Origin of the sequence: Roseobacter sp. OBYS 0001 (genome assembly GCF_019654895.1) — a bacterium.
GTDB classification, from domain to species: domain Bacteria; phylum Pseudomonadota; class Alphaproteobacteria; order Rhodobacterales; family Rhodobacteraceae; genus Roseobacter; species Roseobacter litoralis.
In genome coordinates this window covers 95,941-117,908 of record NZ_BPES01000011.1, presented here as the reverse complement: position 1 = coordinate 117,908, position 21,968 = coordinate 95,941, and the positions used below count along the sequence as shown (strand labels likewise).

18 protein-coding genes are annotated in these 21,968 nt (G+C 58.9%); 6 read left to right on the top strand and 12 right to left on the bottom strand.

The window, feature by feature from the left end; all coding sequences use genetic code 11:
- Positions 1-162: 162 nt before the first annotated feature.
- From K5Q35_RS17970 to puuE, 3 genes are read right to left on the bottom strand one after another with little or no spacing between them, the layout of a single operon-like run.
- Positions 163-1,581, bottom strand: a complete 1,419-nt coding sequence (locus K5Q35_RS17970) for a uracil-xanthine permease family protein (RefSeq protein WP_013960296.1) — start codon at positions 1,579-1,581, stop codon at positions 163-165.
- A gap of 45 nt (positions 1,582-1,626) precedes the next feature.
- Positions 1,627-2,118 carry an ureidoglycolate lyase gene (locus K5Q35_RS17965; RefSeq protein ID WP_220800810.1) on the bottom strand — a complete coding sequence of 164 codons (492 nt, stop codon included), beginning with the start codon at positions 2,116-2,118 and terminating at the stop codon, positions 1,627-1,629.
- Positions 2,115-3,527 carry an allantoinase PuuE gene (gene puuE, locus K5Q35_RS17960; RefSeq protein ID WP_374758658.1) on the bottom strand — a complete coding sequence of 471 codons (1,413 nt, stop codon included), beginning with the start codon at positions 3,525-3,527 and terminating at the stop codon, positions 2,115-2,117. Before puuE ends, K5Q35_RS17965 begins: the two co-directional genes overlap by 4 nt.
- A 147-nt stretch (positions 3,528-3,674) precedes the next feature.
- On the opposite strand from puuE, the gene uraH reads away from it, so the two are divergent.
- Complete coding sequence (uraH, locus tag K5Q35_RS17955; protein ID WP_013960299.1) at positions 3,675-4,028, top strand: hydroxyisourate hydrolase; 354 nt, start codon at positions 3,675-3,677, stop codon at positions 4,026-4,028.
- Between the two features lie 54 nt (positions 4,029-4,082).
- Here the strand turns inward: uraH and K5Q35_RS17950 are convergent, their stop codons facing one another.
- Positions 4,083-5,012, bottom strand: coding sequence for a LysR family transcriptional regulator (locus K5Q35_RS17950; RefSeq protein ID WP_220800808.1), 930 nt, complete (start codon positions 5,010-5,012; stop codon positions 4,083-4,085).
- Between the two features lie 100 nt (positions 5,013-5,112).
- On the opposite strand from K5Q35_RS17950, the gene K5Q35_RS17945 reads away from it, so the two are divergent.
- Entirely contained in the window at positions 5,113-6,345 is a 1,233-nt protein-coding gene (locus K5Q35_RS17945) for a urate hydroxylase PuuD (protein WP_220800807.1), read from the top strand.
- 237 nt (positions 6,346-6,582) lie between these two features.
- Entirely contained in the window at positions 6,583-7,527 is a 945-nt protein-coding gene (locus K5Q35_RS17940) for an N-acetylmuramoyl-L-alanine amidase (protein WP_220800806.1), read from the top strand.
- A 68-nt stretch (positions 7,528-7,595) separates the two neighbouring features.
- Here the strand turns inward: K5Q35_RS17940 and K5Q35_RS17935 are convergent, their stop codons facing one another.
- The gene (locus K5Q35_RS17935; protein ID WP_220800805.1) at positions 7,596-8,474 is read right to left on the bottom strand and encodes a LysR family transcriptional regulator; all 879 of its coding nucleotides are present in this window, start codon (positions 8,472-8,474) and stop codon (positions 7,596-7,598) included.
- Positions 8,475-8,582: 108 nt separating this feature from the next.
- Here K5Q35_RS17935 and K5Q35_RS17930 point away from each other — a divergent pair, with 108 nt between their 5' ends.
- Together K5Q35_RS17930 and K5Q35_RS17925 are read left to right on the top strand one after the other, a co-directional pair.
- A complete protein-coding gene (locus K5Q35_RS17930) occupies positions 8,583-10,142 on the top strand; it encodes a proton-conducting transporter membrane subunit (RefSeq protein WP_220800804.1) in 1,560 nt (519 codons plus the stop codon).
- 21 nt (positions 10,143-10,163) lie between these two features.
- Positions 10,164-12,566 (top strand): YbcC family protein, encoded by a 2,403-nt coding sequence (locus K5Q35_RS17925; RefSeq protein WP_220800803.1) that lies wholly within the window; start codon positions 10,164-10,166, stop codon positions 12,564-12,566.
- A 67-nt stretch (positions 12,567-12,633) separates the two neighbouring features.
- Here the strand turns inward: K5Q35_RS17925 and argE are convergent, their stop codons facing one another.
- The 5 genes from argE to K5Q35_RS17900 form a co-directional block, all read right to left on the bottom strand.
- Positions 12,634-13,782, bottom strand: a complete 1,149-nt coding sequence (argE, locus tag K5Q35_RS17920) for an acetylornithine deacetylase (RefSeq protein WP_220800802.1) — start codon at positions 13,780-13,782, stop codon at positions 12,634-12,636.
- 12 nt (positions 13,783-13,794) lie between these two features.
- Positions 13,795-15,864 (bottom strand): FAD-dependent oxidoreductase, encoded by a 2,070-nt coding sequence (locus K5Q35_RS17915; RefSeq protein ID WP_220800801.1) that lies wholly within the window; start codon positions 15,862-15,864, stop codon positions 13,795-13,797.
- 105 nt (positions 15,865-15,969) lie between these two features.
- Positions 15,970-16,905 carry a LysR family transcriptional regulator gene (locus K5Q35_RS17910; RefSeq protein ID WP_220800800.1) on the bottom strand — a complete coding sequence of 312 codons (936 nt, stop codon included), beginning with the start codon at positions 16,903-16,905 and terminating at the stop codon, positions 15,970-15,972.
- Positions 16,906-17,112: 207 nt separating this feature from the next.
- Positions 17,113-17,787: a DUF1028 domain-containing protein gene (locus K5Q35_RS17905; protein WP_220800799.1), complete on the bottom strand. Its 675-nt coding sequence runs from the start codon at positions 17,785-17,787 to the stop codon at positions 17,113-17,115.
- Positions 17,784-18,200 (bottom strand): RidA family protein, encoded by a 417-nt coding sequence (locus tag K5Q35_RS17900; RefSeq protein WP_013960310.1) that lies wholly within the window; start codon positions 18,198-18,200, stop codon positions 17,784-17,786. Before K5Q35_RS17900 ends, K5Q35_RS17905 begins: the two co-directional genes overlap by 4 nt.
- A 275-nt stretch (positions 18,201-18,475) precedes the next feature.
- Between K5Q35_RS17900 and K5Q35_RS17895 the strand changes: the two genes are divergently transcribed.
- Positions 18,476-19,771, top strand: coding sequence for an NAD(P)/FAD-dependent oxidoreductase (locus K5Q35_RS17895; protein WP_220800798.1), 1,296 nt, complete (start codon positions 18,476-18,478; stop codon positions 19,769-19,771).
- Positions 19,772-19,816: 45 nt separating this feature from the next.
- Here the strand turns inward: K5Q35_RS17895 and K5Q35_RS17890 are convergent, their stop codons facing one another.
- Both K5Q35_RS17890 and K5Q35_RS17885 read right to left on the bottom strand, forming a co-directional pair.
- Entirely contained in the window at positions 19,817-20,854 is a 1,038-nt protein-coding gene (locus K5Q35_RS17890; RefSeq protein ID WP_220800797.1) for a histone deacetylase family protein, read from the bottom strand.
- A 66-nt stretch (positions 20,855-20,920) separates the two neighbouring features.
- Entirely contained in the window at positions 20,921-21,955 is a 1,035-nt protein-coding gene (locus K5Q35_RS17885; RefSeq protein WP_220800796.1) for an extracellular solute-binding protein, read from the bottom strand.
- Positions 21,956-21,968 lie beyond the last annotated feature (13 nt).

The following is a 21,968-nucleotide window of genomic DNA, read 5'->3' as shown; positions in this document are numbered from 1 at the left end:
TGGGTTCACGCACGATGGACAGCGACAATAAGTCGAGGATAAGCAAAAGGCCCGATCATCCGACCGGGCCTTTTGCGTTTTATCCGGCGCACTCCTATCGCACGGCACATTCGATCGACGGGAAAGGCAGCGCTGTGCGTTTCAAATCAAACGCAACGTGCTTCAGTCGCTTTTTGGCAGGGACCCTGATCCGTGACCGGCCATGCCACCGGAGACTTCTTCTGTTGCTTCGCCCGTCAGTTCTTCGGGCAGTACCAGATTGAGTACGATTGCAATCAACGCGGCAGGCAATATGCCTGAGGTTGCCAAAACACGCATCGTATCGGGCAAATGCTGCAAGGCACCGGGTTCAAGCTGCAGGCCAAGCCCAAGGCTGAGCGCGATTGCAAAGATCACCATGTTGCGGCGGTTCCAGTTTACGTCAGACAGCATGGAAATCCCTGCAGCCACAACCATGCCGAACATCACGATCACACCACCGCCGAGGACTTCAATCGGGATGGACGAGATCACGGCACCGATTTTCGGGATCAGCCCACATAGGATCAAAAACAGTGCGCCGATTGTCACAACACCCCGGCTCATCACACCGGTCATCGCGATCAATCCCACATTCTGGCTGAAAGAGGTATTCGGCAAGGCGCCGAAAAAGCCTGAGATGGCTGTGCCCACACCGTCCGCATAGGTCGCGCCCTCGATCTCGCGGTCTGTTGCTTCGCGCCCGGCGCCGCCTTTGGTAATACCGGAGACGTCGCCCACGGTCTCAACCGCTGAAACAAAGGACATCAAGCAAAAGCCGATCACGGCGGCAACCGTGAATTCCATCCCGAAATGCAGCGGATTGGGCAGGGCAAAGGAGGCCGCCCGTCCGACGTTGCTGAGGGACACTTCACCAAGCAGAAAGGCAAAGGCGTAGCCTGCCAGCAATCCGATCAGCACAGCCGATACTGACAGCATGCCGCGTGCAAAGAACTTCAGCCCGAGTGTGACGAAAATCACCAGAAGCGCCATGCTCCAGTTGATCAGCGATCCGTATTCGGGTGTCCCGATCGCCGGAACACCGCCCGCCGCGTATTGGACACCGACCTTGACCAGCGCCAGACCGATCATCGTCACAACCAAGCCGGTCACAAGTGGCGGCAGCGCAAAACGCAGCCTGCCGATGAACAGGCCGAGAAACGCGTGGAACAAACCGCCAGCCACAATACCACCCATCAGTACGGCAATGGCATCCACGCCTTTGCCAGCAACAAGCGGGATCATGATCGGAATGAACGCAAAGGACGTGCCCTGTACGATGGGCAGGCGCGCGCCGATGGGACCCAGACCGATGGTCTGAAACAGCGTCGCGATGCCCGCAAAGAACATTGACATCTGGATCATATAGATCATCTGCGGAAAATCCGGGCTGTTGGAGCCAAAGCCAAACCCCGCCGCCCCGCAAACGATAATCGCGGGTGTAACGTTTGAGACGAACATGGCCAGCACATGCTGAATGCCCAAGGGGACGGCTTTTACAAGCGGTGGCGTGTAATTGGGATCGCGCAGCTGTTCTGCCGTACCGATAGCTGTATCTGACATCAGTTAAGTATCCTCTGTTGGATGTTCCGGCCTGCTGGCCAGTTTTTATTTTGGTTTGTCGATCGTTAACGGGTGGTCGAACCGGTATTCTTCAAGGTTTGATCCCGGCCCGATGCGATCCACGACCGCAAAAAGACCGGGCGCATGCAGCGGCGTCAGCACGCCATGCCAGGTGCCTTTATGGTAATTCACGCCCTGACCCGGCGCGGTTAGGAAAGCACGTATGTTCTTTGGGTGTCCCGCGATGTCTTGCGCGACGACGACAACGAACGGGTTAAGCGCCATGGGGATGAACGCCTGACTCCCCTCCGGGTGTCGTTCCACCATCTCAAGCTTCAGCGGCAACTGGCGCGGCTCGGCCGAAAACAGGCTGATGCCAGCGCGACCTTGCGTGAAATCCATCAGGGCAAGATCATGAAAGCGGCCACAAAGCCCTTGGTTGATCATCTTGTCGGGTGTGCCTGTGGCCTCCAACACATCGCCAAAGGGCTCAAAATCCAGCGCGGTCAGCGGTTCGAGATGCACGGTATCGCTCATGCGCCGAACTTCTCAAACAGGCGCAGCGCGGCGATGCGTTCGACCTGCGTGCAGGCTGCGTCAAGCTCCGTCGCGGGGTTGTTGTCCAGCCGTTTGTGAAATGCACTCAGGATGCTGGCTTTGGTGTTGTCCCGCACTGCGATGATGAACGGAAAGCCGAATTTCGCAGTATAGGCGTCGTTCAGCTTCGTGAATTCGGCGCGCTCGGCGTCCGTCAACTGGTCCAGACCGACGGAGGCTTGCTCGGCGGTGGATTCCGTTGTCAGACGTTTAGCGGCGGCAAGCTTGCCTGCCAGATCGGGGTGCGCGTTTAGAACGGCCAGCTTTTGGTCTGTGCTGGCGGCGCGAAAGACACGGGCCAGCGCCTGATGTATCCCATGGGCCGTGTCATGCGTAGGCCCCAGTTCAAGCGCATGTGCGGCTTCGGCGATCCATGGGCTATGTTCGAAAACCCCGCCAAATTCAGCCACAAAAGTCTCCTTGTCCATGTCAGACGGGGCGGCCGTGTCGACTGGCGGATGTGTCTTGGCCCAATGCTCGGCAATCTCAAGCCTTGTGGCAAACCACACACCGTCGTGGGATTTGAAGTGCTCAATCGCGCGTTTCAGCGCGGCGGCGCGACCGGGGCGCCCGATCAGGCGGCAATGCAACCCGATGGACAGCATCTTGGGCTGACCGGCCATACCTTCTTCGTAGAGTACATCAAAACTGTCCTTGAGGTAGCTTTCAAACTGATCGCCAGTGCTGAAACCGGCCTGAATGGCAAAGCGCATGTCGTTGCAGTCCAGCGTATAGGGCACGATCAGCTGGTCGCGCGCGCCCTCCCTGATCCAATAGGGCAGATCATCGGCATAGCTGTCCGCTACATAGTCAAACTGACCGGTCTGGGCGACCAGACGCACGGTGTTGTTTGAGCAGCGCCCGGTGTACCAGCCGCGCGGCGGTGTGCCGATAACTTCATGGTGCAGCTTGATGGCCGCCTCAATCTGCGCGCGCTCTTCTTCTTGGGGCATGTCTTTGTGCTCGACCCACTTGAGCCCATGGCTTGCAATCTCCCAGTCTGCGGCTTTCATCGCTGCGACCTGTTCGGGGGCCCGCGCAAGGGCTGTTGCCACACCGTAAACGGTCAGCGGCACGTCTTTCAGCAGGCGGTGCACCCGCCAGAAACCTGCACGCGCGCCGTATTCATAGATCGATTCCATGTTCCAGTGCCGCTGACCGGGCCAAGGCTGCGCGCCGGTTATCTCTGACAGGAACGCCTCCGAGGCGGCATCGCCATGCAGGACGTTGTTCTCTCCACCTTCTTCGTAGTTCAGAACGATCTGCACGGCGATCTTTGCGCCGTTTGGCCATTTTGCATTCGGAGGGGTCTCGCCGTATCCGGACATATTTCGGGGATAACGCTTCACAGTCATATCCTTTTTGTGTGATCAACGTATAAATCAAAACAATCCAATCCTTTTTCAAAAAAAATGCGAAGCAGCCTCTTGTGAAGGTTTCTTTGCTGATTGGAGTGAACTCTGCATATAAATCAGTCAAAGCAATGCGAGGAAAGTATGACCGGTTATTTGACGACACATGTGCTCGATACAGCACGCGGCTGCCCTGCCAAGGGCATCAGGATCGAACTGTTCCGGTTGCAGGGGGATTCGCGACAGCATCTTGTCTCGCTGGTTACGAATGATGACGGGCGGACAGATCAGCAGATTTTGCCAGAGGATGCGTTTGAACCCGGCACCTATGAACTCGTTTTTCATGCGGGTGAGTATCTCGATGCAATCGGTGTCGCGCCCGAGACACCCCGTTTTCTGGATGTCATTCCGATCCGTTTCGGGATGTCAGAGGCCACGCATTACCATGTGCCGCTGTTGCTGTCGCCTTTCGGGTATTCCACCTATCGCGGCAGCTGAAACGTCATGCGAAAGACCTGAAGAATCCGCCGCTGTCTGAAATCAGATATTTCGTCAGACGCTATAGGTCGGATCAGAGCCGTCGCGCACGAATGCGGCGATGCGTTCAATAACGAAATCCATGAACAGACGTGTTTTTGGGTCCTGCCCCTTTCTGTGTGTGAAAAGGCAGGCCATCTGGCTGGGTTCGGGCGGGGTTTTCGCCGCCACTGGCACCAGCCGCCCGGCCTTGAGGTGGTCACTGATTTCAAACACAGGCTTGAGCGTAATGCCGTGCCCGGCCAGCGCCCAGTCTGTCAGAACATCCCCGTCATCAGATTCGTACCGCCCCGTGACACGGTATTTTTTCAAACCCTCCGCCGTCCTGAGCCGCCACTGAAACTCTGTCGCGCCGGGAAACCGCAAGTTGAGGCATTCGTGCCGGTCCGCAACCAGTTCATCGCCAGACGTTGGGTTGCCGCGCGCCGCGATATAACTGGGGGCCGCACAAAGAATGCGCGGCACATCCGCGATTTTTCGGATGCGCAGGGTGCTGTCCGCAGGCTGGCCGAGGAAAAACGCCAGATCCAGCCCTTCGGTGGTCAGATCAACCTTGCGGTCGGTCAGGCGCAAACGGATGCTGACCTCCGGGTAGGCCGCCAGAAACGCAGGCACCTGCGGCGCGATCAGGCGTCGCCCCAAACCAAGCGGTGCCGCAACATAAAGCGCGCCCTTAGGGTTTTCGGTGATATCAACGACTTGTGCTTCGGCATTTTCGACCGAGCTGAGAATTTCGCAGGCCCCGCCATAAAACGCCTTGCCCTGTTCGGTCGGGGTCAGGCTGCGTGTGGTGCGCTGAAACAAACGCACGCTGAGGTGGTCCTCAAGTTGCGAGATGCGCGATGACGTCACTGCGGGCGAAATACGCAGATCGCGCCCGGCGGCGGACATACTGCCTAATTCGTAGACACGGACAAAGGTGCGAATGTTATCCAGATACGACATTGTTTTGTTTTTTTTGATGCTCTTTGGTCTTTTGTGTCAATAGCAGAATAATCGAGCACCGCATAGACTGGGTGCATCTCGTCAACACAGGAGAGAAACCATGTACGATCTGGCAATCATTTGGGACTGGATCGCCTTTTCGGTCCGGTGGCTGCATGTCATCACCGCGATGGCGTGGATCGGTGCATCGTTTTACTTCATCGCGCTTGATCTGGGGTTGCGCAAGGCGGCGCAGATGCCTGCCGGATGCCACGGTGAGGAATGGCAGGTGCATGGTGGCGGGTTTTACCACATTCAAAAGTACCTCGTCGCGCCTGAAAACATGCCGGAACACCTGATCTGGCATAAATGGCAGAGTTACTTCACCTGGATTTCCGGTGCCGCCCTCCTGATGATCGTCTATTGGGTCGGGGGGGCGCTTTACCTGCTGGACCCCACCAAGGCTGCGCTGTCCTTGTGGCAGGGTATCGCGATTTCCGGCGGCTCACTGGCGATTGGCTGGCTGTGTTATGACTTCTTGTGTCGCTCCAAGCTGGGCGAGAGGCCAACCGTGTTGATGCTGCTGTTGTTTGTCATCCTTGTGGTGATGTCATGGGGCTACAATCAGATATTCACCGGGCGTGCCGCGCTTTTGCATCTGGGGGCTTTCACCGCAACGATCATGACCGCGAATGTGTTTTTCATCATCATGCCCAACCAGCGGATCGTGGTCAAAGACCTCAAGGAGGGGCGCATACCGGATGCGAAATACGGAAAGATTGCCAAATTGCGCTCCACACATAACAACTACCTGACGCTGCCTGTGATCTTTTTGATGCTCAGCAACCACTATCCGCTGTCCTTTGGCACGCAATATGCGTGGATCATCGCCAGTCTGATCTTTTTGACCGGGGTTACGATCCGGCATTATTTCAACACGATGCACGCCACCGGCAAGGGGCCGCATTGGACATGGGCCGTCACCGTCCTGTTGATGTTGGTCATCGCCTGGCTCTCTACAGTGCCCGGTCACGAAACATGGGAAGAAGCAGAGGCGCGTCCGCTGACTGCCTATGAGCAGCGGTTTGCCTCGGCTGAAGGTTTTGAGGCGGCTTATGACACAGTCGTTGGCAATTGTTCCATGTGCCACGCGCGCGAACCCGTTTGGGGGCGCATGCAATGGGCGCCCAAAGGCGTTTATCTGGAAACCGAAGCGGATGTGGCACGCCATGCCGGTCAGATTTACCTGCAGGCCGGGATCAGTCACGCGATGCCGCCACCGAATGCCTTGCAGATGGACGCCGAAGCGCGCGAAACGCTTGTGGCTTGGGTGCGCGCGGCGCGCAGCCAGTAGTCGTTTTCCCAGATGTGCGCTCGTGCAAAAGGCTGACCTTTCTGCGGTCTGGGACCCTAAGAGCGGGTGAGACGACACACTTTTCCCTTGTAAACCTGACGAAACGCCATCCAAAGTAACCGACCTTTGCCGTCGCAGATGTGTACTGCCGTGCAGGTTGTATTTTGATTTTTCACCATTTCGGCTTAAGGTTGAGCATCTTTTAGATATTTTTATTCATATTTTCAGAGGTGCATTATGCTTTCTATTTCCGATGATTTTGCCGATGGCGCGAAGAGAATTACGAGTTTGGGGGCCGGTAACCCGATGACGCCAACGCGCATCGTTCTGCATTACACCGCCGGTTCCAGCCTGTCAGGGGCCGTTAACGCGCTCAAATCCCGCGGTCTTTCCTATAATGTGCTGGTCGATCTGGATGGCAGCTTGCATCAGGCGCGTGCGTTCAACCGGCGTGCAGGTCACGCGGGGCGCAGTAATTTCAAAGCGACATCCGGGCTAAAGAACCAATCGTCCCTGAATGGGTCAACCATTGCGATCAGTCTCGTCAATCTGGGCTTTCATGAACATTTTTCCGGGGGGCACTGGTGGTATGCCAGATCCAGCGGCAAGCTGCGCGGGCCAAAAGTGGTGGATGTCGAGGCCAACAAGATGTCGTCGATCTATAATCCGGGGCTGGTGATGCATTGGGTGCCTTACACGGACGCGCAGGTGGCGTCTTGTGAGGCGCTGATCGAGGCGCTGGTGGCCAAATACCCGAGCATCACCGAAATCGTCGGCCATGATGATGTGTCGATCAACGCCAAACTTGATCCCGGCCCCGCCTTGCCGACCCAAGCGTGGCGCGAAAAGTTCAACATGCAGGGCGACCTCGGGCTTGAGGCGGCGGTGAATTCTCCCGATGGGACGCTGAATATGCGCGATCGGCCCGCGTACCTTGGCGGGCGCGTGGTCAAGGTGCTGTCGCAGGGGGACAAGGTTCATATCCGCTCTGTTGCATATTCGAGCGGGCGCAGCAGTGCGGCGCTGATCAATTCATCCGGGCGGGCACTGACCGGTTGGGCGTCCATTGATGTGGAGGGCGACAATAAACACCATGGGTTCGTGTACATGGGCTATCTGACGAAAACGCCGTTGCACGCTGACTATGCGCGCAAGCTTCTGGAAGGCGCAGCTGTTTTCTAAAGACGCCCTTCAAAAGAGGTAGGATGGTGTACTGCTGAACAGCACATGTTGCGTATGGGAGGAATGCCTCAAAGCGCGCGGCTTTTCAGCAGGTCGCTCAAAATCGGATTGGGAAAGCGGCGCGTGATCGTGACCGCGTAAAAGGTCTCACCAATATCGGGCAGCTGGCCCACTTCGATCAGCCGACCGCTGTTCAGCTCATCCTGCACGACAATCGGCGGCAGAACTGCGAGGCCAACGCTCTCGCGCGCGAGCAGTCGCATCATGGCCATATCGTCGACCTCTGCGGCGATTTGGGGCCGGACGCCCAAACGTTCCGTCCACGCATCGAACCCGATCCGAATACCGGTGTCTGCAATGGGCAGAATGACCGGCTCCGTGCTCAGCAGTTCGGGCAGGCTGCGGTTCCCGGTCAGCCGCGCGGGCGTGCCCACAAGGCTGACGGGCTGTTCGGACAAGCGGTGCGATACGAATGGGGTCACCGCATCGCGCGCCGGGGGCTGGTTGATCAGCACGATATCTAGGTTCAACGCCTCAAGCGCGCGCAACAGATCGGCGCTGGTGCCAGAGCGCAGGATGATATCCACATCCGACCGGTCCAGAATCGGGCGCAGAAACTCCATCTGAAAATTGCGCGACAGGGTTGCGAGGGACCCGATGCGGATCGCCTGCCGCTCGCGTCCTTGTTCCTCCAGCGTGCCCACCAATTCGCGTCCGGCCGAAAAAATCGCATCCGCATGATCCAGCGCGATCCGGCCCGCTTCGGTCAGGATCAACTGGCGCCCCCGCCGTTCAAACAGCGCATGGCCAAGCTGCGCCTCAAGTTGCTTGATCTGGATGGAAACGGCGGATTGCGACAGGTTGAGCCGTTCTGCCGTGCGGGTCAGATTGCCGTCATGGGCCACCGCCCAGAAATATCGCAAGTGGTGATAATTGAATTCTGACATACACATTTATAAAACAGAACGAAATAGAATAAACAATGAATTTTATTTATATCAGTCAGCAGACTACCTCTTGGCCTGAGCATCCGCCCGCGAGAAGGAGTCTTCGCTTTGTTACACGCTGTCCTGCCGTTTCTGGCACCCCTTGCCCTGATCTTTGCCGCCGTCCTCGCCTTTCGTGGACAGCAGTTACGACCTGTTCAGACGTTGCGCGGTGTTGAGGCTGCGTCGCTCGCCGCTTTGGCCGTTGCGGTTGTTTCCGGTGTGTTACTTATCCTGAATGGTCCGATAAGCAGCGGGCTTATTGGTCTTTCGGGTCTGGGCTTTTCCATCCGGCTTGATGCGGTGAGCGCGGTCATGCTGCTGCTTGTCACCTTTGTGGGGTGGGTCGTGGTGCGTTTTGCCGCGACCTACATGGATGGCGAGCCGCTGCAGGGGCCATTTACCGGCTGGCTCTGTGCCACCTTGGGGGCTGTGATGCTCCTGGTGATTGCGGGCAATATCGTGCAGCTGACGCTCGCGTGGGTTGCAACGAGCATCTTCCTGCACAAGCTGCTACTGCATTATCCCGACCGGGTTGCTGCACAGCGGGCCGCACGCAAGAAATGGGTCACTGCGCGGGCCGGGGATGTGGCACTGCTGGTCGCGGCTGTTCTGCTCTATCGTCAGTATGGCACCGGTGACATCGCGGATATCCTCGCAGCCGCCAGAGCGGGCGAGGGGCTGGACACCGCCGTCTACATCGCAGGTGCGCTGATGCTGGCGGCCATCCTCAAATCGGCACAGTTTCCCATGCATGGCTGGCTGACCGAAGTCATGGAAACCCCAACCCCGGTGTCGGCGCTGCTGCATGCAGGTGTGATCAATGCAGGGGGATTTTTGCTGATCCGGTTTGCGGATGTGATGATCCTGTCGCCAGCTGTGCTGGCGGTCCTGATCATCATCGGTGGCTTCACCGCGCTGTTCGGCGGTCTTGTGATGCTGACGCAGTCGGCGGTCAAGACGTCACTGGCGTGGTCCACCGTGGCGCAGATGGGGTTCATGATGCTGCAATGCGGGCTGGCCTTGTTCCCGCTTGCGCTGCTGCATATCGTGGCCCACTCACTTTATAAGGCGCATGCCTTTCTGGCCTCTGGCATGGCGGTGGATGGGGTTGCCTCCATTCGTCGTCCCGGGCCTGTCGCCATCCCGAATGGCAAGGCGGTCGGGCGTGCCTTTGTGATTGCGCTGGCAATCTATGCGGTCGTCGGGTTCATCTTTGGTGTCGCCGGAAAGTCGCCGCAGGCCATCGTGCTGGGGGCCATCCTGATTTTCGGCGTGGCTTACCTGCTGGCGCAGGGGCTGGCGGATGCCGCGCCAAGGGTTCTGACACAGCGCACCGCCGCCTATTCGGTCGCCGCCGCATTCGGGTATTTCGCGCTGCAAACCGCGGCGGAGTGGCTGATGTTTGGCACATTGCCCGCCACACCGGCACCGGGCCCGCTGGAATGGGCGCTGATCGTTCTGGCCCTGCTCAGCTTTGGCATCGTTGCGATTGCGCAGGCGATGTTCCCGCTCTGGGCCTATCACCCTGCCGCCGCCGGATTACGGGTGCATCTGTCCAACGGGCTTTATGCCAATGCCGTCTTCGACAAGCTGCTGCGCAGCTGGTCAACCAAACGTGCTTCCTGAACGCAGCAAAGGATCAAGATCATGAATACCAATTCCGAACTTTCGCTTGAAAACCTCAATGCTGCCGGTGATGCCGCCGCGCGTGCGATCCCGCCGCTCTGGCCACTCGCGTCCTCTGTCGCGGTCAACCCCTACCTCGGTCAGACCGCTGAAACGCTGGCGCAGGCAGGGGCGCGGCTGGGCCGTGCCGGGGGCGTGTCGGTCACGATGCCGCGCGCGTGGTATGCCGCGCGGATCGCGGATGGCACGATTACAGATGCGGACCTGTCGGCGGCTCTGGCCGTGAACCCGACAGCGGCGGCTGATCTGAAAGCCCTGAAAGCACGTGCCGAACAGCCTGAGAGCGCGCAGAAACCCTTGCCAACGCTGGCTGACCTTGCCGCCGGAGCATCCGGCATCGACTGGCCCGGCATCCTTGCGGATCGCATTGGTCTCTGGGCAGCGGGGTATTTTGATCAGGGTCAGGCGCTTTGGGCTGCGCCGCACAGGCGCGGCGCCTATGATGCATGGCGCCAATACGCGACCCATGACCTGACGCCCGAAATCGCCGGGCTGAGCGGTTTTGCGCAATTTGTCAGCGAAACGCCCGATACGGCGGATCAGGCAAGCACGCGGGCGGCAAACCGTTTGGGTCTGAGCGATGCCGCGCTTGAGACCTACCTGCATCAGCTGTTGTTCACGCTGGGCGGTTGGGGGCAAGTAGCGCGCTACCGGCTGTGGCAGGCAGAGCTTGCCGGCAAGAGCGATGCGACAATCACGGATATGCTGACGATCCGGCTGCTGTGGGAAGAAGCGCTTTTCACCCAATACGAAGATGAGATCGGTGCCGAGTGGCAAAAGATTGTCGCTGCACATGCCGCTCCCGTCGTGTCGGATGCGGATTTGCAGGTGAACGCGGTGCTGCAAGAGGCGTGGGAGCGGGCAGGTCAAAGAGATCTGGCCGAGACGTTTTCCATCCCCGCGCCCAAGGCTGACGACACGCGCCCTGCGCTGCAGGCAGCCTTTTGCATCGACGTGCGTTCAGAGGTCTTCAGGCGCGCGCTCGAAAGCCTGACGCCCGAAATCAAAACGCTCGGCTTTGCGGGTTTCTTTGGTTTGACGCCCGCGCATAAGGGTTTTGCCTCGGATGTGGATGAGTTGCGCCTGCCGGTTCTGCTCAACCCCGGTCTGACGTCCACGTCGCAGGGCGATGATGCAGAGGCGGATCAGACGGCCCGTTTCAAGGCCCGCGCCAGCCGGGCATGGGGCCGGTTCAAACTGGCGGCGGTTTCCTCTTTCGCCTTTGTGGAGGCGACGGGACCAATCTATGCGGGCAAACTGGTGCGCGATGCGCTCAACATGGCCCCGAATGACGTGCCGGGCGGGCCGATGCCCCGGCTGGACCCGTCGGTTGATCTGGCCGCGCAAACGGATGCGGCGGAAACCATTCTGCGGGCCATGTCGTTTACCGACAACTTTGCGCGTCTCGTCGTTCTGGCGGGACATGGGGCCAATGTGGTCAATAACCCTTTTGCAAGCGGGCTGCATTGCGGGGCCTGTGGCGGGTATTCGGGTGAGGTGAACGCGCGTCTGCTGGCCGGTTTGCTGAACAATGTGGACGTGCGCAGCGGGTTGGTTGAACGTGGGATTACGATCCCCGAAGATACGATCTTTGTCGGCGCGTTGCATGACACGACCACCGATGCGGTCACGCTTTATGAGGCGGATCATCCGTCAAAGGCGCATGCCGCTGACCTCAAACAGGCCAAGGCGTGGTTCCTGTCCGCAGGGTTCGTCACCCGCGCGGAACGTGCGCTGCGCCTGCCGCGGGCGGATGGGACTGACGACATCGCCCTGCGCTCCAGAGACTGGGCGGAAACCCGGCCGGAATGGGCCTTGGCCGGATGCAAGGCCTTTGTTGCGGCCCCGCGCCAGCGGACAGCGGGCAGGAGCCTTGAGGGGCGGGCGTTTCTGCATGACTACGATTGGCAGCAGGACAAGGGGTTCGGCGTGCTGGAATTGATCATGACCGCACCCGTCGTCGTCGCCAGCTGGATCAGCCTGCAATATTATGGCTCGACCGTGTCGCCCGATGTGTTCGGCTCCGGCAACAAGCTTTTGCACAATGTCACCGGCGGCATCGGCGTCGTTGAGGGCAACGGCGGGACGCTGCGCACGGGCCTGCCATGGCAATCCGTGCATGAAGGCGAAGATTTCGCCCACGAGCCTTTGCGCCTGTCGGTTTGCATCGAAGCGCCGCGCGAAGCGATGAGCGATATTCTCAAGCGTCATGACGGGGTGCGGGCCTTGTTTGACAACCGCTGGCTGCATTTGTTCGCGCTGGATGAAAATGGCCAGATGGCGTGGCGCTATGAGGGCGACCTTGAATGGTCGCAGATGCCAGTCGCTTCTGAGGCCATGCCCGAAACCGAGGTGGCTGCGTAAAGCCACTGACTTTGCCGCGCGGTCCGTATCGGGCTGCGTGGCCAAAGGATGCAACTGCGCGGCTGCCCTAGCCGGTCAGATCCTGCAGTACACGCGTCATCATTGCATCGCATTGATCAAGTTGCGCAAGGTCGAGACCCTCATCCGCTTTATGCCCGTCGCGCGCCATATCGCCCGGCCCGATCACCAGCGTGTTCAATCCAAGTTCGGCGAAAAAACCGGCCTCGGTGCCAAAGGCAACCTTGGTCGTCTCACCGCCTTGGGTGATCTTGCGTGCCCAATCAATCGTCGGGGCATCCGGTGCAACGCACAATCCCGGATAGCTGGTGCGCTGCTTTATCGTCACCGCGCCGTCCGGGGCGAAGGCTTGTTTGCTGCGCGTGGCGGCGGCGTTGATCTCGGCCAGAATGTCGCCGGGTGATGCATCGGCAAGATGCCGGAACTCCATGGTCAGCGTCACAAGGTCTGGCACGATGTTCAGCGCCTGACCGCCGGAAATCTGCCCGACATGGATCGTGGAATAGGGGATGTCATAGGCATCGTCTTTGACTCCCTCGGCCAGTCTGGCCTGAAGTGCTTGCAATTCGGTTACGAAATGGGACGCCACATGGATCGCATTGACGAATTGCGGGGCCAGCGCGCTGTGACCTGCCTGCCCGTGGCATGTGATGTCCAACGCTGATTTGCCCTTGTGCCCGATGGCGATCTGCATGGCGGTCGGCTCGCCGACGATTACGACATCGGGTCTCGCGATAAGGGGCTTCAGCTCTGGCAGCATCTCGCGCAGCCCGACGCAGCCGATCTCTTCATCGTAGGACAAAACGAGGCTGAGCGGGGCTTTCAGGCATCTCGACTGTGCTTGTTCCGCCATGGCGAGGGCAGAGGCCAGAAACCCCTTCATATCTGTCGCCCCACGCCCAAAAACGCGCCCCCCCTCTTGCGTGAGCTTGAAGGCAGGGCGGGTCCAGTTTTGCCCCTCGACAGGCACAACATCGGTATGACCTGACAGGCAGATGCCCCCGTCGATCCGGGGTCCGATCCGGGCAAAAAGCCCTGCCTTGTCGCACGCCGGTGACCAGATCCGCGTCACCTCAAAGCCGCACCCGCTCAGCAGCGCCTCGGCCCAGTCGATCAGATCGAGGTTGCTGTCACGGCTGACCGTCGGAAAGGCCACCAATCTGTCGAGCAACGCCAGAGTGCGGGTGGGGTGCGGCATGAAGGCTCCGGTTTAATCTCGTGCAAGCTCGGTTATTTCACGGCGAAAGGGAAGGGCATCCCCGATGTCGTCCCCGTCGAGTTCGCGCGCATATCTGTGACCTGCGTAAGTGGCCCACGCGATAGGGCCGGGCGCGTTGGCATCGCCGATCAGCTTGACCGCCTTTATGCCCGCATCCGCCCACTCATCCTCGCGGGACTTGAGGTCCAGATAAACGCCGTTGTTCTCGTGTTTTGAGGCGACCATCACGACGGCTTCGCAGGCGTAATTGCGGATCGTATCCGTGTAAACGCAGTTGGCTTTGACATGATCCTGCGCGATTTCAGCAACGCCATGGTTGAGGATGATTTCCACGCCCAGACCTGCCAGTTTTTTGTGGATCGCATGTTGTTCAAGCGTATTCACCGTCCAGTCCGACAGATAGGCAGAGGGCGTGACGATCGTGACATCGCAGCCCTCCTGAACCAATAGTTCAGCCAGAACGCCGCCCATGTAATAGTGATCATCATCATAGATCACGACCTTGCCGGCGGGTTTTGTGCCCCCCATGATGTCGTCGGGTGTATAGAGCGGCATCTTGGCATCCAGCGGCATCGGGACCACGTGCTGTCGGCTCACCCCATCGCGACGCCACTGCGCCCCCGTTGCGATACAGACGTTTTCAAACCCGAATTCGAGGATGCTGCCCGCGTCCAGTTCGCTGTCAAAATAGGTTTCGACGTTGGGTTTCTGGCTGATCTGGTATTCGCGATAATCCACGACGCGGCCCCATGCGCTCAGCCCCGGCAATTGCCGCTCGCGGGTGACGCGGCCGCCTAAAACGGTGCCCGCTTCGGCAAGGGCCACGTCATATCCGCGTTCAGACAGGGCGCGTGCCGCCTCCAGACCCGCCGGGCCAGACCCCACGACCAGTACGTTCTCGCTGGCGCCTTTGGCGTTCATCTGTTCAGGGTGCCAGCCTTTGCGCCATTCTTCCATGAAGGTAGGATTCTGCGTGCAGCGGCTGATCGACATGGTCATATCCCCCGTGATGCAGATGTTGCAGCCAATGCACTCGCGGATATCTTCGATCCGCCCTTCTTCAATCTTTTTGGGCAGGAAGGGGTCGGCGATGGATGGGCGTGCGCAGCCGATGAAGTCAAGCGTGCCCGAGCGGATCATCTTGGCCATTACGTCGGGCGAGGTAAACCGCCCCACGCCTACAATCGGCTTGTCCGTCAACTCGTGAATGCCGCGCACCAGTTGCTCTTGTGCGGCTTCTTCTTTGAACCGTGAGGGGCCGGAGCAATCCTCCCACGTGCCCTGAGCCAGATCCCAAAGGTCCGGCAGATCGCGGTTTATCTCGATAAAGTCGCGCACCTCGGCGTTTGAAAACCCCAGATCACCGATTGTCTCATCCAGCGAGACACGCAGCGTGATGCCCATCGTGTCCCCGACGGCCTCCTTTATCTCGGTAATAACCTCATTGACGAACCTTGCGCGGTTCTCAAGACTGCCGCCATATTCGTCGCTGCGCTGATTGGTGGCGCGGCTCAGAAAGTGCTGGAAAATGCCAAAGCCATGCGCGCCATAAAGGCAGATCAGATCAAACCCTGCCGCCTTGGATCGCTTGGCCGCGTTCACGAACCACCGCCGCAGATCGCGAATGTCGGATTTGTCCAGCGCACGCGCCTGAACCGGGTCATTGGTAAAGGTGCGGATCGGCATGGCAGACACGGCCAGCGGGACCTCTTTGGTATAAAGGTTCGGACCATTTATCCCTGAATAGGCAAGCTGGATACCTGCCAAGGCACCGTATTCCTTCATCTTTTCCGACATTTTGCGCAGCTGCGGGATGTCTTGATCTTCCCAGAGGCGCAATTCGATGAACGGCGTGATTTCGGAGGTGTGGTGCATTTCGCATTGCTCGGTAAACACAACGCCCCATCCACCCTGCGATTTGATGCCCCGCATGGCGGCGGCAGCTGACGGGTCACGATACCCCCCGCCATTGCAATGGGGCACCTGATAAAACCGGTTCTTCGCGGTGACGGGCCCGATCTGCATCGGCTCAAACAGAATATCGTAGCGTGGATCGCGCACTCTTATCTCCTACAGCTGCGTTTGCGGCAGTCTACCCGGCTCCCTGTGACCTCAACAGTCGGGCTTGCAAAAGCGTTGATTAGGGCGGCCCTAAGGCTTGGTGCTTCAAAGGTCCCGGATCAGGTTTAATCCGGGTACATGCCCGTCTTTATGCTCGTTCTTGCAGTGTTCGATAAAGGTGCGGATGACATTGACGCTTTCCGCCTCGGATGAGGTCAACAGTCCCAGCTTCATCGGGCGCATGTCGCCTTCCAGAGGGATGAAACGCAGCGGTTTACCGTCGGGGGACAGATCATTCAGAGGGCGCACATTCACGATCGAAAACCCGAAACCGTTTGCAACAAGACTGCGCATCACGGCCATATCGCGGGTCCTTTCAGCGATCTGCGGCTTCAGGCCGGTGGCACCAAAGAACGACAGAAAGTATTCAGAACTGAAGGGCAGGTCGAGCAGCACCATCGGGAAGCCCAGCAAATCGGTGACGCTGATGCTGGCTCGTCCTGCCAGAGGGTGATCTTCGCATAAAATCGCGTAAGGGGGCAGTGTCGCAATCGGTTGAAATTTCAGATCACTCGGCAAATCAAGATCATACGTCAGGGCAACGTCAATTTCACTGCGCCTGAGCATCGAGAAGATCTGCGCCTGATCCAGTTCATGCTGTGTTACGCGGACGTCTGGATAGAGCTTTTCGAAACTTGCCCTGAGGGCGGGGACCACCACCTGCGCAAACGTCAAGAGCCCGCCAATTGACAAAGGGCCCTGCACGTTGCCGGAAATATCTGCGGCCAGATCAACCAGACCTTCAGCGTTTTGCAACACCAGCTTGGCTTGTTTGAGCATCTCGCGGCCCGCGAGGGTCGGCGACAGCCCTTGCGCATGCTGACGCACGAACAGCGGCAGGCCGAATTCCTTTTCCAGCTGATTGATCGCCGCAGAAATTGACGGCGAGGACACGTTCACCTTTTCGGCCGCCAGTGCAATGCTGCCCATCTCGCCGACCGCGACGAAGTATTCCAACTGACGTAGGGTGAACCTTAGCATGTGTTTTGCCGTTCGATCTGGGTCACGCTTTGTTTTTATCCATCCGGGGAGTCATGCCGCGTTACATACCCTATGCATGCACCGAAAGATCAGGTTCAGGCCAGAGCGTTTCATCGCGCGGGCTGAAAAATGTGCCACTGGTAGGGTTGCAGGGTCAGTTCAAAGGCAAAACAGGCGCTGGGTCGTCTTTCGCCAAAGGCGTAACCGTCAGGCGTCGCCCGGAACGCCATATGAGGGCGCCTCGCGCGGATCGAGGGCGCGTTGGACGTAAGCCTCCAGTTGCGGTTTGTAGACGTCCCACGCGGTCGCGACGTTTTCAATCGGGCACTCGGTCGTCCAGTCGCAGCGCAAATCTGCAACGGGCCAGCTGACCTTGTCGACAATCATCATCCCCGCTGAATGGACCGGTCCGGCTTCTCCGCCCGCTGCAAGCGCTGCGCGCAGGGCTGAGATCAAACGATCACCGATATGACCGTCGCTGCGCAAAAAACCGTCCAGCATGGCTTGTGGGACACCATCATTGTCCAACAGGTTCCCGCCAGAGGCTGCGTTTTGCGCCGTTGCCTGTGTCCAGATGCCCAGTGAGTTCGGACCGGAATGAATTGCGGTTCGCCCTGTGGCGTCAACGGCCAGAACCTGACGATATTCAATGTGCTTGCCCCGTGCGCGCACCTGTTCGATTGCCTGCGCCGCGTCCAGACCCTGCGCCATCAGATCCAGCGCCAGCGGCCCCAGACTGGGGTCGGTGATGTTTTGTGAGGCAACCGCGCCAATTCCGGCGCGGGCATAGGAACAGCGGGCAGCAACGGCTGGTGAGGAGGAGGAGATTGCAACGCCGAACATGGCCGTGTCAGCGCAGCGGGCGACAATGGAAAAGGTCATTCCGGGATCACCGCCGTGCCATCAATCTCAACCAGCCATTCGGGGCGGGCAAGCGCCTGCACCACAAGACCTGTTGAGACAGGGTGCACGCCTTTGATGTATGCGCCCATGGTGCGATAGACGGCCTCGCGGTGGCGCACATCGGTAATGTAGACGACGACCTTGACCAGATGCTCCATCCCGCCGCCTGCTTCTTCAATGAGTTGTTTGATGTTCTGCATGACCTTATGGGTCTGTGCGACTGGGTCATGGCTGTCAAGATTGACCGCGTCATCCAGATTTTGCGGGCATTGGCCGCGCAGCCAGACGGTTTTGCCGCCCTGCGTGACCACGGCCTGACACAGATCATTATCGAGGTTTTGCTCTGGATAGGTGTCGGATGTGTTGAATTTCCGGATACGGGTATGCGCCATTCTCATTTCCCTTTGTGCCAGTCGTAGCCGCGCGCGCGGCCAGATTGCGCCGGAGCGTGCCGCAAATCACGGGCAGAGTCATGGGCTTTTGCGCCAACACAACGCACGGTCTCCCTCACTGGTGGTTAGCCTGTGGCTAAGGGCGCGCCTGAGACGTGGTACTTTAGGTTCAGCCTAAGCAATGCTGAATGATTTACTGTTTTCGCAGGCCAGATGTGCGGCCTAGGTTGCCTGATCAAGACCCGCACCGTCGAAACCTGTGAAAGGATCAAACCATGCCTGCTGAAAAAACAGATACGTTGGTTGTCGGTGCCGGTCAGGCCGGTATCGCCATGAGCGAGCATCTGAGCGCGCATGGCATTGCGCACGTCGTGCTGGAGCGCGACCGGATCGCGGAGCGTTGGCGCACGTCGCGCTGGGATTCGCTGGTCGCCAATGGTCCGGCCTGGCACGACCGCTTTCCGAACCGTGATTATGATGACCCCGATCATGATGCCTTCATCCCCAAAGAGGCCGTTGCCGATTACTTTGTCGATTATGTGGACCAGATCAACGCGCCGGTGCGCTGCGGGGTCGAGGTGGAACAGGTCACGCGGCGCAGGGCGGGTGGCGGTTTCGATGTCAAAACAACCGGTGGTGACTTTGAGGTCCAGCATATCGTTGCGGCAACCGGCGCGTTTCAAGATCCTGTCATGCCCGCTCTTGTGCCACCTGCGGATGGCCTTATGCAAATTCATTCCAACGCCTACCGCAACCCCGCGCAATTGCCAAAAGGGGCGGTGATGGTCGTCGGGGCCGGGTCATCCGGTGCGCAGATCGCCGAAGAACTGATGAATGCAGGCAGGCAGGTCTATCTGTCGGTCGGCCCACATGACCGCCCGCCACGCGCCTACCGGGGGCGTGATTTCTGCTGGTGGCTGGGTGTTCTGGGAAAATGGGACATGCAAACCCCCGGACCGGGGACCGAACATGTGACCATTGCCGTCAGCGGTGCAAATGGCGGGCGGACCGTTGATTTCAGGCGTTTTGCTGCGCAGGGCATGCAGCTTGTGGGCCGAACGCAGGCGTTCCGGGAGGGCCAGTTGCATTTTGCCGATGACCTGCGCGCGAATATCGCGAAGGGGGATGCAAACCACCTCTCCCTGCTGGATGAGGCGGACACTTACATCGAACGTTTGGGCCTCGATCTGCCGCCGGACCCGGAGGAGCGCAAGCGCTGGCCCGACCCCGCCTGTCTGACGCAGCCGATCCGCACGCTTGATCTGGCTGAGGCGGGGGTGACGTCGATCATCTGGGCCACCGGGTTTTCCTGCGACTACAGTTGGCTGCAGGTCGATACCTTTGATGAAAACGGCAAGCCGATCCACGCGCGCGGTGTTTCAAAAGAGCCGGGGATCTATTTCCTCGGACTGCCATGGCAGTCGCGGCGCGGCTCCTCGTTTGTCTGGGGCGTGTGGCATGATGCAAAATTTGTGGCGGATCACATTGCTACGCAGCATAGCTATCTGACCTATCGCCCATCACAGCAGTCACAAAGCGAAGACACCGTGAACAAGGTCGCCACTGGCTGAGTGGCGCCGGATCAATACGCGCATGCGCCGATCCGGCCCAATCGTTTATGGGGCATTCGCGCGTTCGAATCCTTGCAGAACATTGACCGCATTGACGCCGATCTCATCGACGTCATAGCCCCCTTCCATGATGAAATGGGTTGACAGCCCTGCGCTGGCGATATCGGCACCCATGGTCAGGAAATCATCACTTTTCAGTTTGAAAAAACTGATCGGGTCGGTTTCGAACGTATCAACGCCCAGTGAAATGATCAGCACGTCGGGTTTGTATTCAGCGATGCGCGCAAGCCCTTTGTGCAAGGCTGCCTGCCAGACATCAAAAGGTGTATCGGGTGGCATTGGGAAGTTGAGGTTGAAGCCTGTGCCGGCACCGCTGCCTGTCTCTTCGGCGTGACCAAGGTGATAGGGGAAGGTCTCCAGCGGGTCGCCATGCAACGAGATAAAAAGCACATCGCTGCGGTCATAGAAAATATCCTGCGTGCCGTTCCCGTGGTGAAAATCAACATCGAGGATCGCAACGCGTTTGGCCCCGTGATCAAGGAAATGCTGCGCGCTGATCGCGGCGTTGTTGAAGAAGCAATAGCCGCCATACATATCCGCCGTCGCGTGATGGCCCGGTGGACGGCAGAGCGAAAAGACAGCCCCCGCACCGGCACGAATACGGGCCGCCCCCGTCAGCGCGACCTGCGCACTGGCGTAGGCCGCCTCCCATGTGCCTTCCGTCAGGCTCGTTTCACCGGCAAGCGCGTAGTAGCCCAACTGGCCTTCGACATGGTTTGGCCGGATATGTGACATGCGCCGCCCGACCCATGTTGTGGGGATCGCCTCACCGTTAAACCCCGCCTCTTTCCAGCGCGCGGGGGCCGTTTTCAGAAAGGCGACGAACTCGGTATCATGGATGGCAAGGATCGGGTCCATGCCGAAATCATCGGGATCGCTGACCGGGCCCAGATCGGTTTCGCGGACGCGATCCAGCACGTATTCGGCGCGGCTGGGCCGCTCGAAAGGTTCGACCAATTCACCGCCGCAGAGCTCCGTCTTGGCGTCGCGGAGCTTGTGTTTTTCCGTGTAGATGGTTTCCATCGGGGGTCTTTCTCAGTCATTCTTGGCACCGGGCGATGCAGCCTGCAGCGCCCGGTGCCAGTGTCCCTATTTCTTGAGGTTGGTCCAGATGCGGTCATAGACGGCCTGCACTTCCTGCGTGCATGTTTCGACAAATACGCCCTCAATACCCGCCGGTGGGTTGCCTTCGGGTTCCAGCGCCAAGGTTGGATCGTGAAAGGCCTCGCTGCCTTCGATCGCATCACGATAGCGGGCGTAGTTCGTCACGGCGGCGATGTTTTCAGGTTCCAGCAGGAAATCCATGAACAATATCGCATTTTCCGGGTTTGGTGCGTCTTTGAGCAAGACGACGCTGTCCATCCAATTCACCCAACCCTGTTTGGGAAAGGCATATTGAAGGGTCGCGCGCGCCTCACGGGCTTTGGCGCCAAAACCGTTAAAAATCATGCCCGCAGCCACATCGCCGGCCTCCAGCACTTCCTTGGCGGTATCGGAGTTGAAAGAGGCCCAATGTGGTTTTGCCGCCTGTAGCATTGCATCCAGCGCCTTGAGCTGTTCACGGTCGGTTGAACACTGCGGGATGCCCATATGTACAGCGGCGAGTGCGAGAACTTCGCCCTGACTGTCGATCATATTGATCTTGCCCTGCAATTCCGCGGGCGGGTTAAAGATAATGTCGGTGGTGTTTATGTCACCGGAATAAGCCGCCGTATCTACCGAAAAGCTGGTCGTGCCCCCTTGATAGGGGATCGAATGCCGCAAGCCCGGATCATAGGCTGGGTCTTTGAATTCGGCTTTGATGTTGGCCATATTTTTGCGCGCACCCTCGGGGATCTCACTCGCCATGCCTTCCGCAATCAGGATAGAGACCATGTAATCGGTCGGAACCACTACGTCATAGCTGCCCAAGGCCCCGGCTTTCAGCGTGGCCAGCATCGCTTCGTTGGAATCGTAGGTGTCCATGACCACTTCGACATCGTGTTCTGCCGCGAATTTGTCGAGCAATTCCTGCGGGATATACTCAAACCAATGATAGATGGAGAGCTTTCCCTCGGCCTGTGCGCCGCCCGTTGCCAAAATGAGTGCCGCGATGGCGGCTGTTGATCTGAGTAGTGGTTTCATTGGTTTTCCCCGT

Bases quoted from the DNA above. Each gene is read 5' to 3' on its own strand.
- K5Q35_RS17970 (WP_013960296.1), bottom strand. From the start codon at position 1,581: ATGTCAGATACAGCTATCGGTACGGCAGAACAGCTGCGCGATCCCAAT.
- argE (WP_220800802.1), bottom strand. From the start codon at position 13,782: ATGCCGCACCCCACCCGCACTCTGGCGTTGCTCGACAGATTGGTGGCC.
- K5Q35_RS17940 (WP_220800806.1), top strand. From the start codon at position 6,583: ATGCTTTCTATTTCCGATGATTTTGCCGATGGCGCGAAGAGAATTACG.
- K5Q35_RS17910 (WP_220800800.1), bottom strand. From the start codon at position 16,905: ATGCTAAGGTTCACCCTACGTCAGTTGGAATACTTCGTCGCGGTCGGC.
- K5Q35_RS17935 (WP_220800805.1), bottom strand. From the start codon at position 8,474: ATGTCAGAATTCAATTATCACCACTTGCGATATTTCTGGGCGGTGGCC.
- K5Q35_RS17945 (WP_220800807.1), top strand. From the start codon at position 5,113: ATGTACGATCTGGCAATCATTTGGGACTGGATCGCCTTTTCGGTCCGG.
- K5Q35_RS17965 (WP_220800810.1), bottom strand. From the start codon at position 2,118: ATGAGCGATACCGTGCATCTCGAACCGCTGACCGCGCTGGATTTTGAG.
- uraH (WP_013960299.1), top strand. From the start codon at position 3,675: ATGACCGGTTATTTGACGACACATGTGCTCGATACAGCACGCGGCTGC.
- K5Q35_RS17925 (WP_220800803.1), top strand. From the start codon at position 10,164: ATGAATACCAATTCCGAACTTTCGCTTGAAAACCTCAATGCTGCCGGT.
- K5Q35_RS17890 (WP_220800797.1), bottom strand. From the start codon at position 20,854: ATGGAAACCATCTACACGGAAAAACACAAGCTCCGCGACGCCAAGACG.
- K5Q35_RS17900 (WP_013960310.1), bottom strand. From the start codon at position 18,200: ATGGCGCATACCCGTATCCGGAAATTCAACACATCCGACACCTATCCA.
- K5Q35_RS17950 (WP_220800808.1), bottom strand. From the start codon at position 5,012: ATGTCGTATCTGGATAACATTCGCACCTTTGTCCGTGTCTACGAATTA.
- K5Q35_RS17895 (WP_220800798.1), top strand. From the start codon at position 18,476: ATGCCTGCTGAAAAAACAGATACGTTGGTTGTCGGTGCCGGTCAGGCC.
- K5Q35_RS17885 (WP_220800796.1), bottom strand. From the start codon at position 21,955: ATGAAACCACTACTCAGATCAACAGCCGCCATCGCGGCACTCATTTTG.
- K5Q35_RS17905 (WP_220800799.1), bottom strand. From the start codon at position 17,787: ATGACCTTTTCCATTGTCGCCCGCTGCGCTGACACGGCCATGTTCGGC.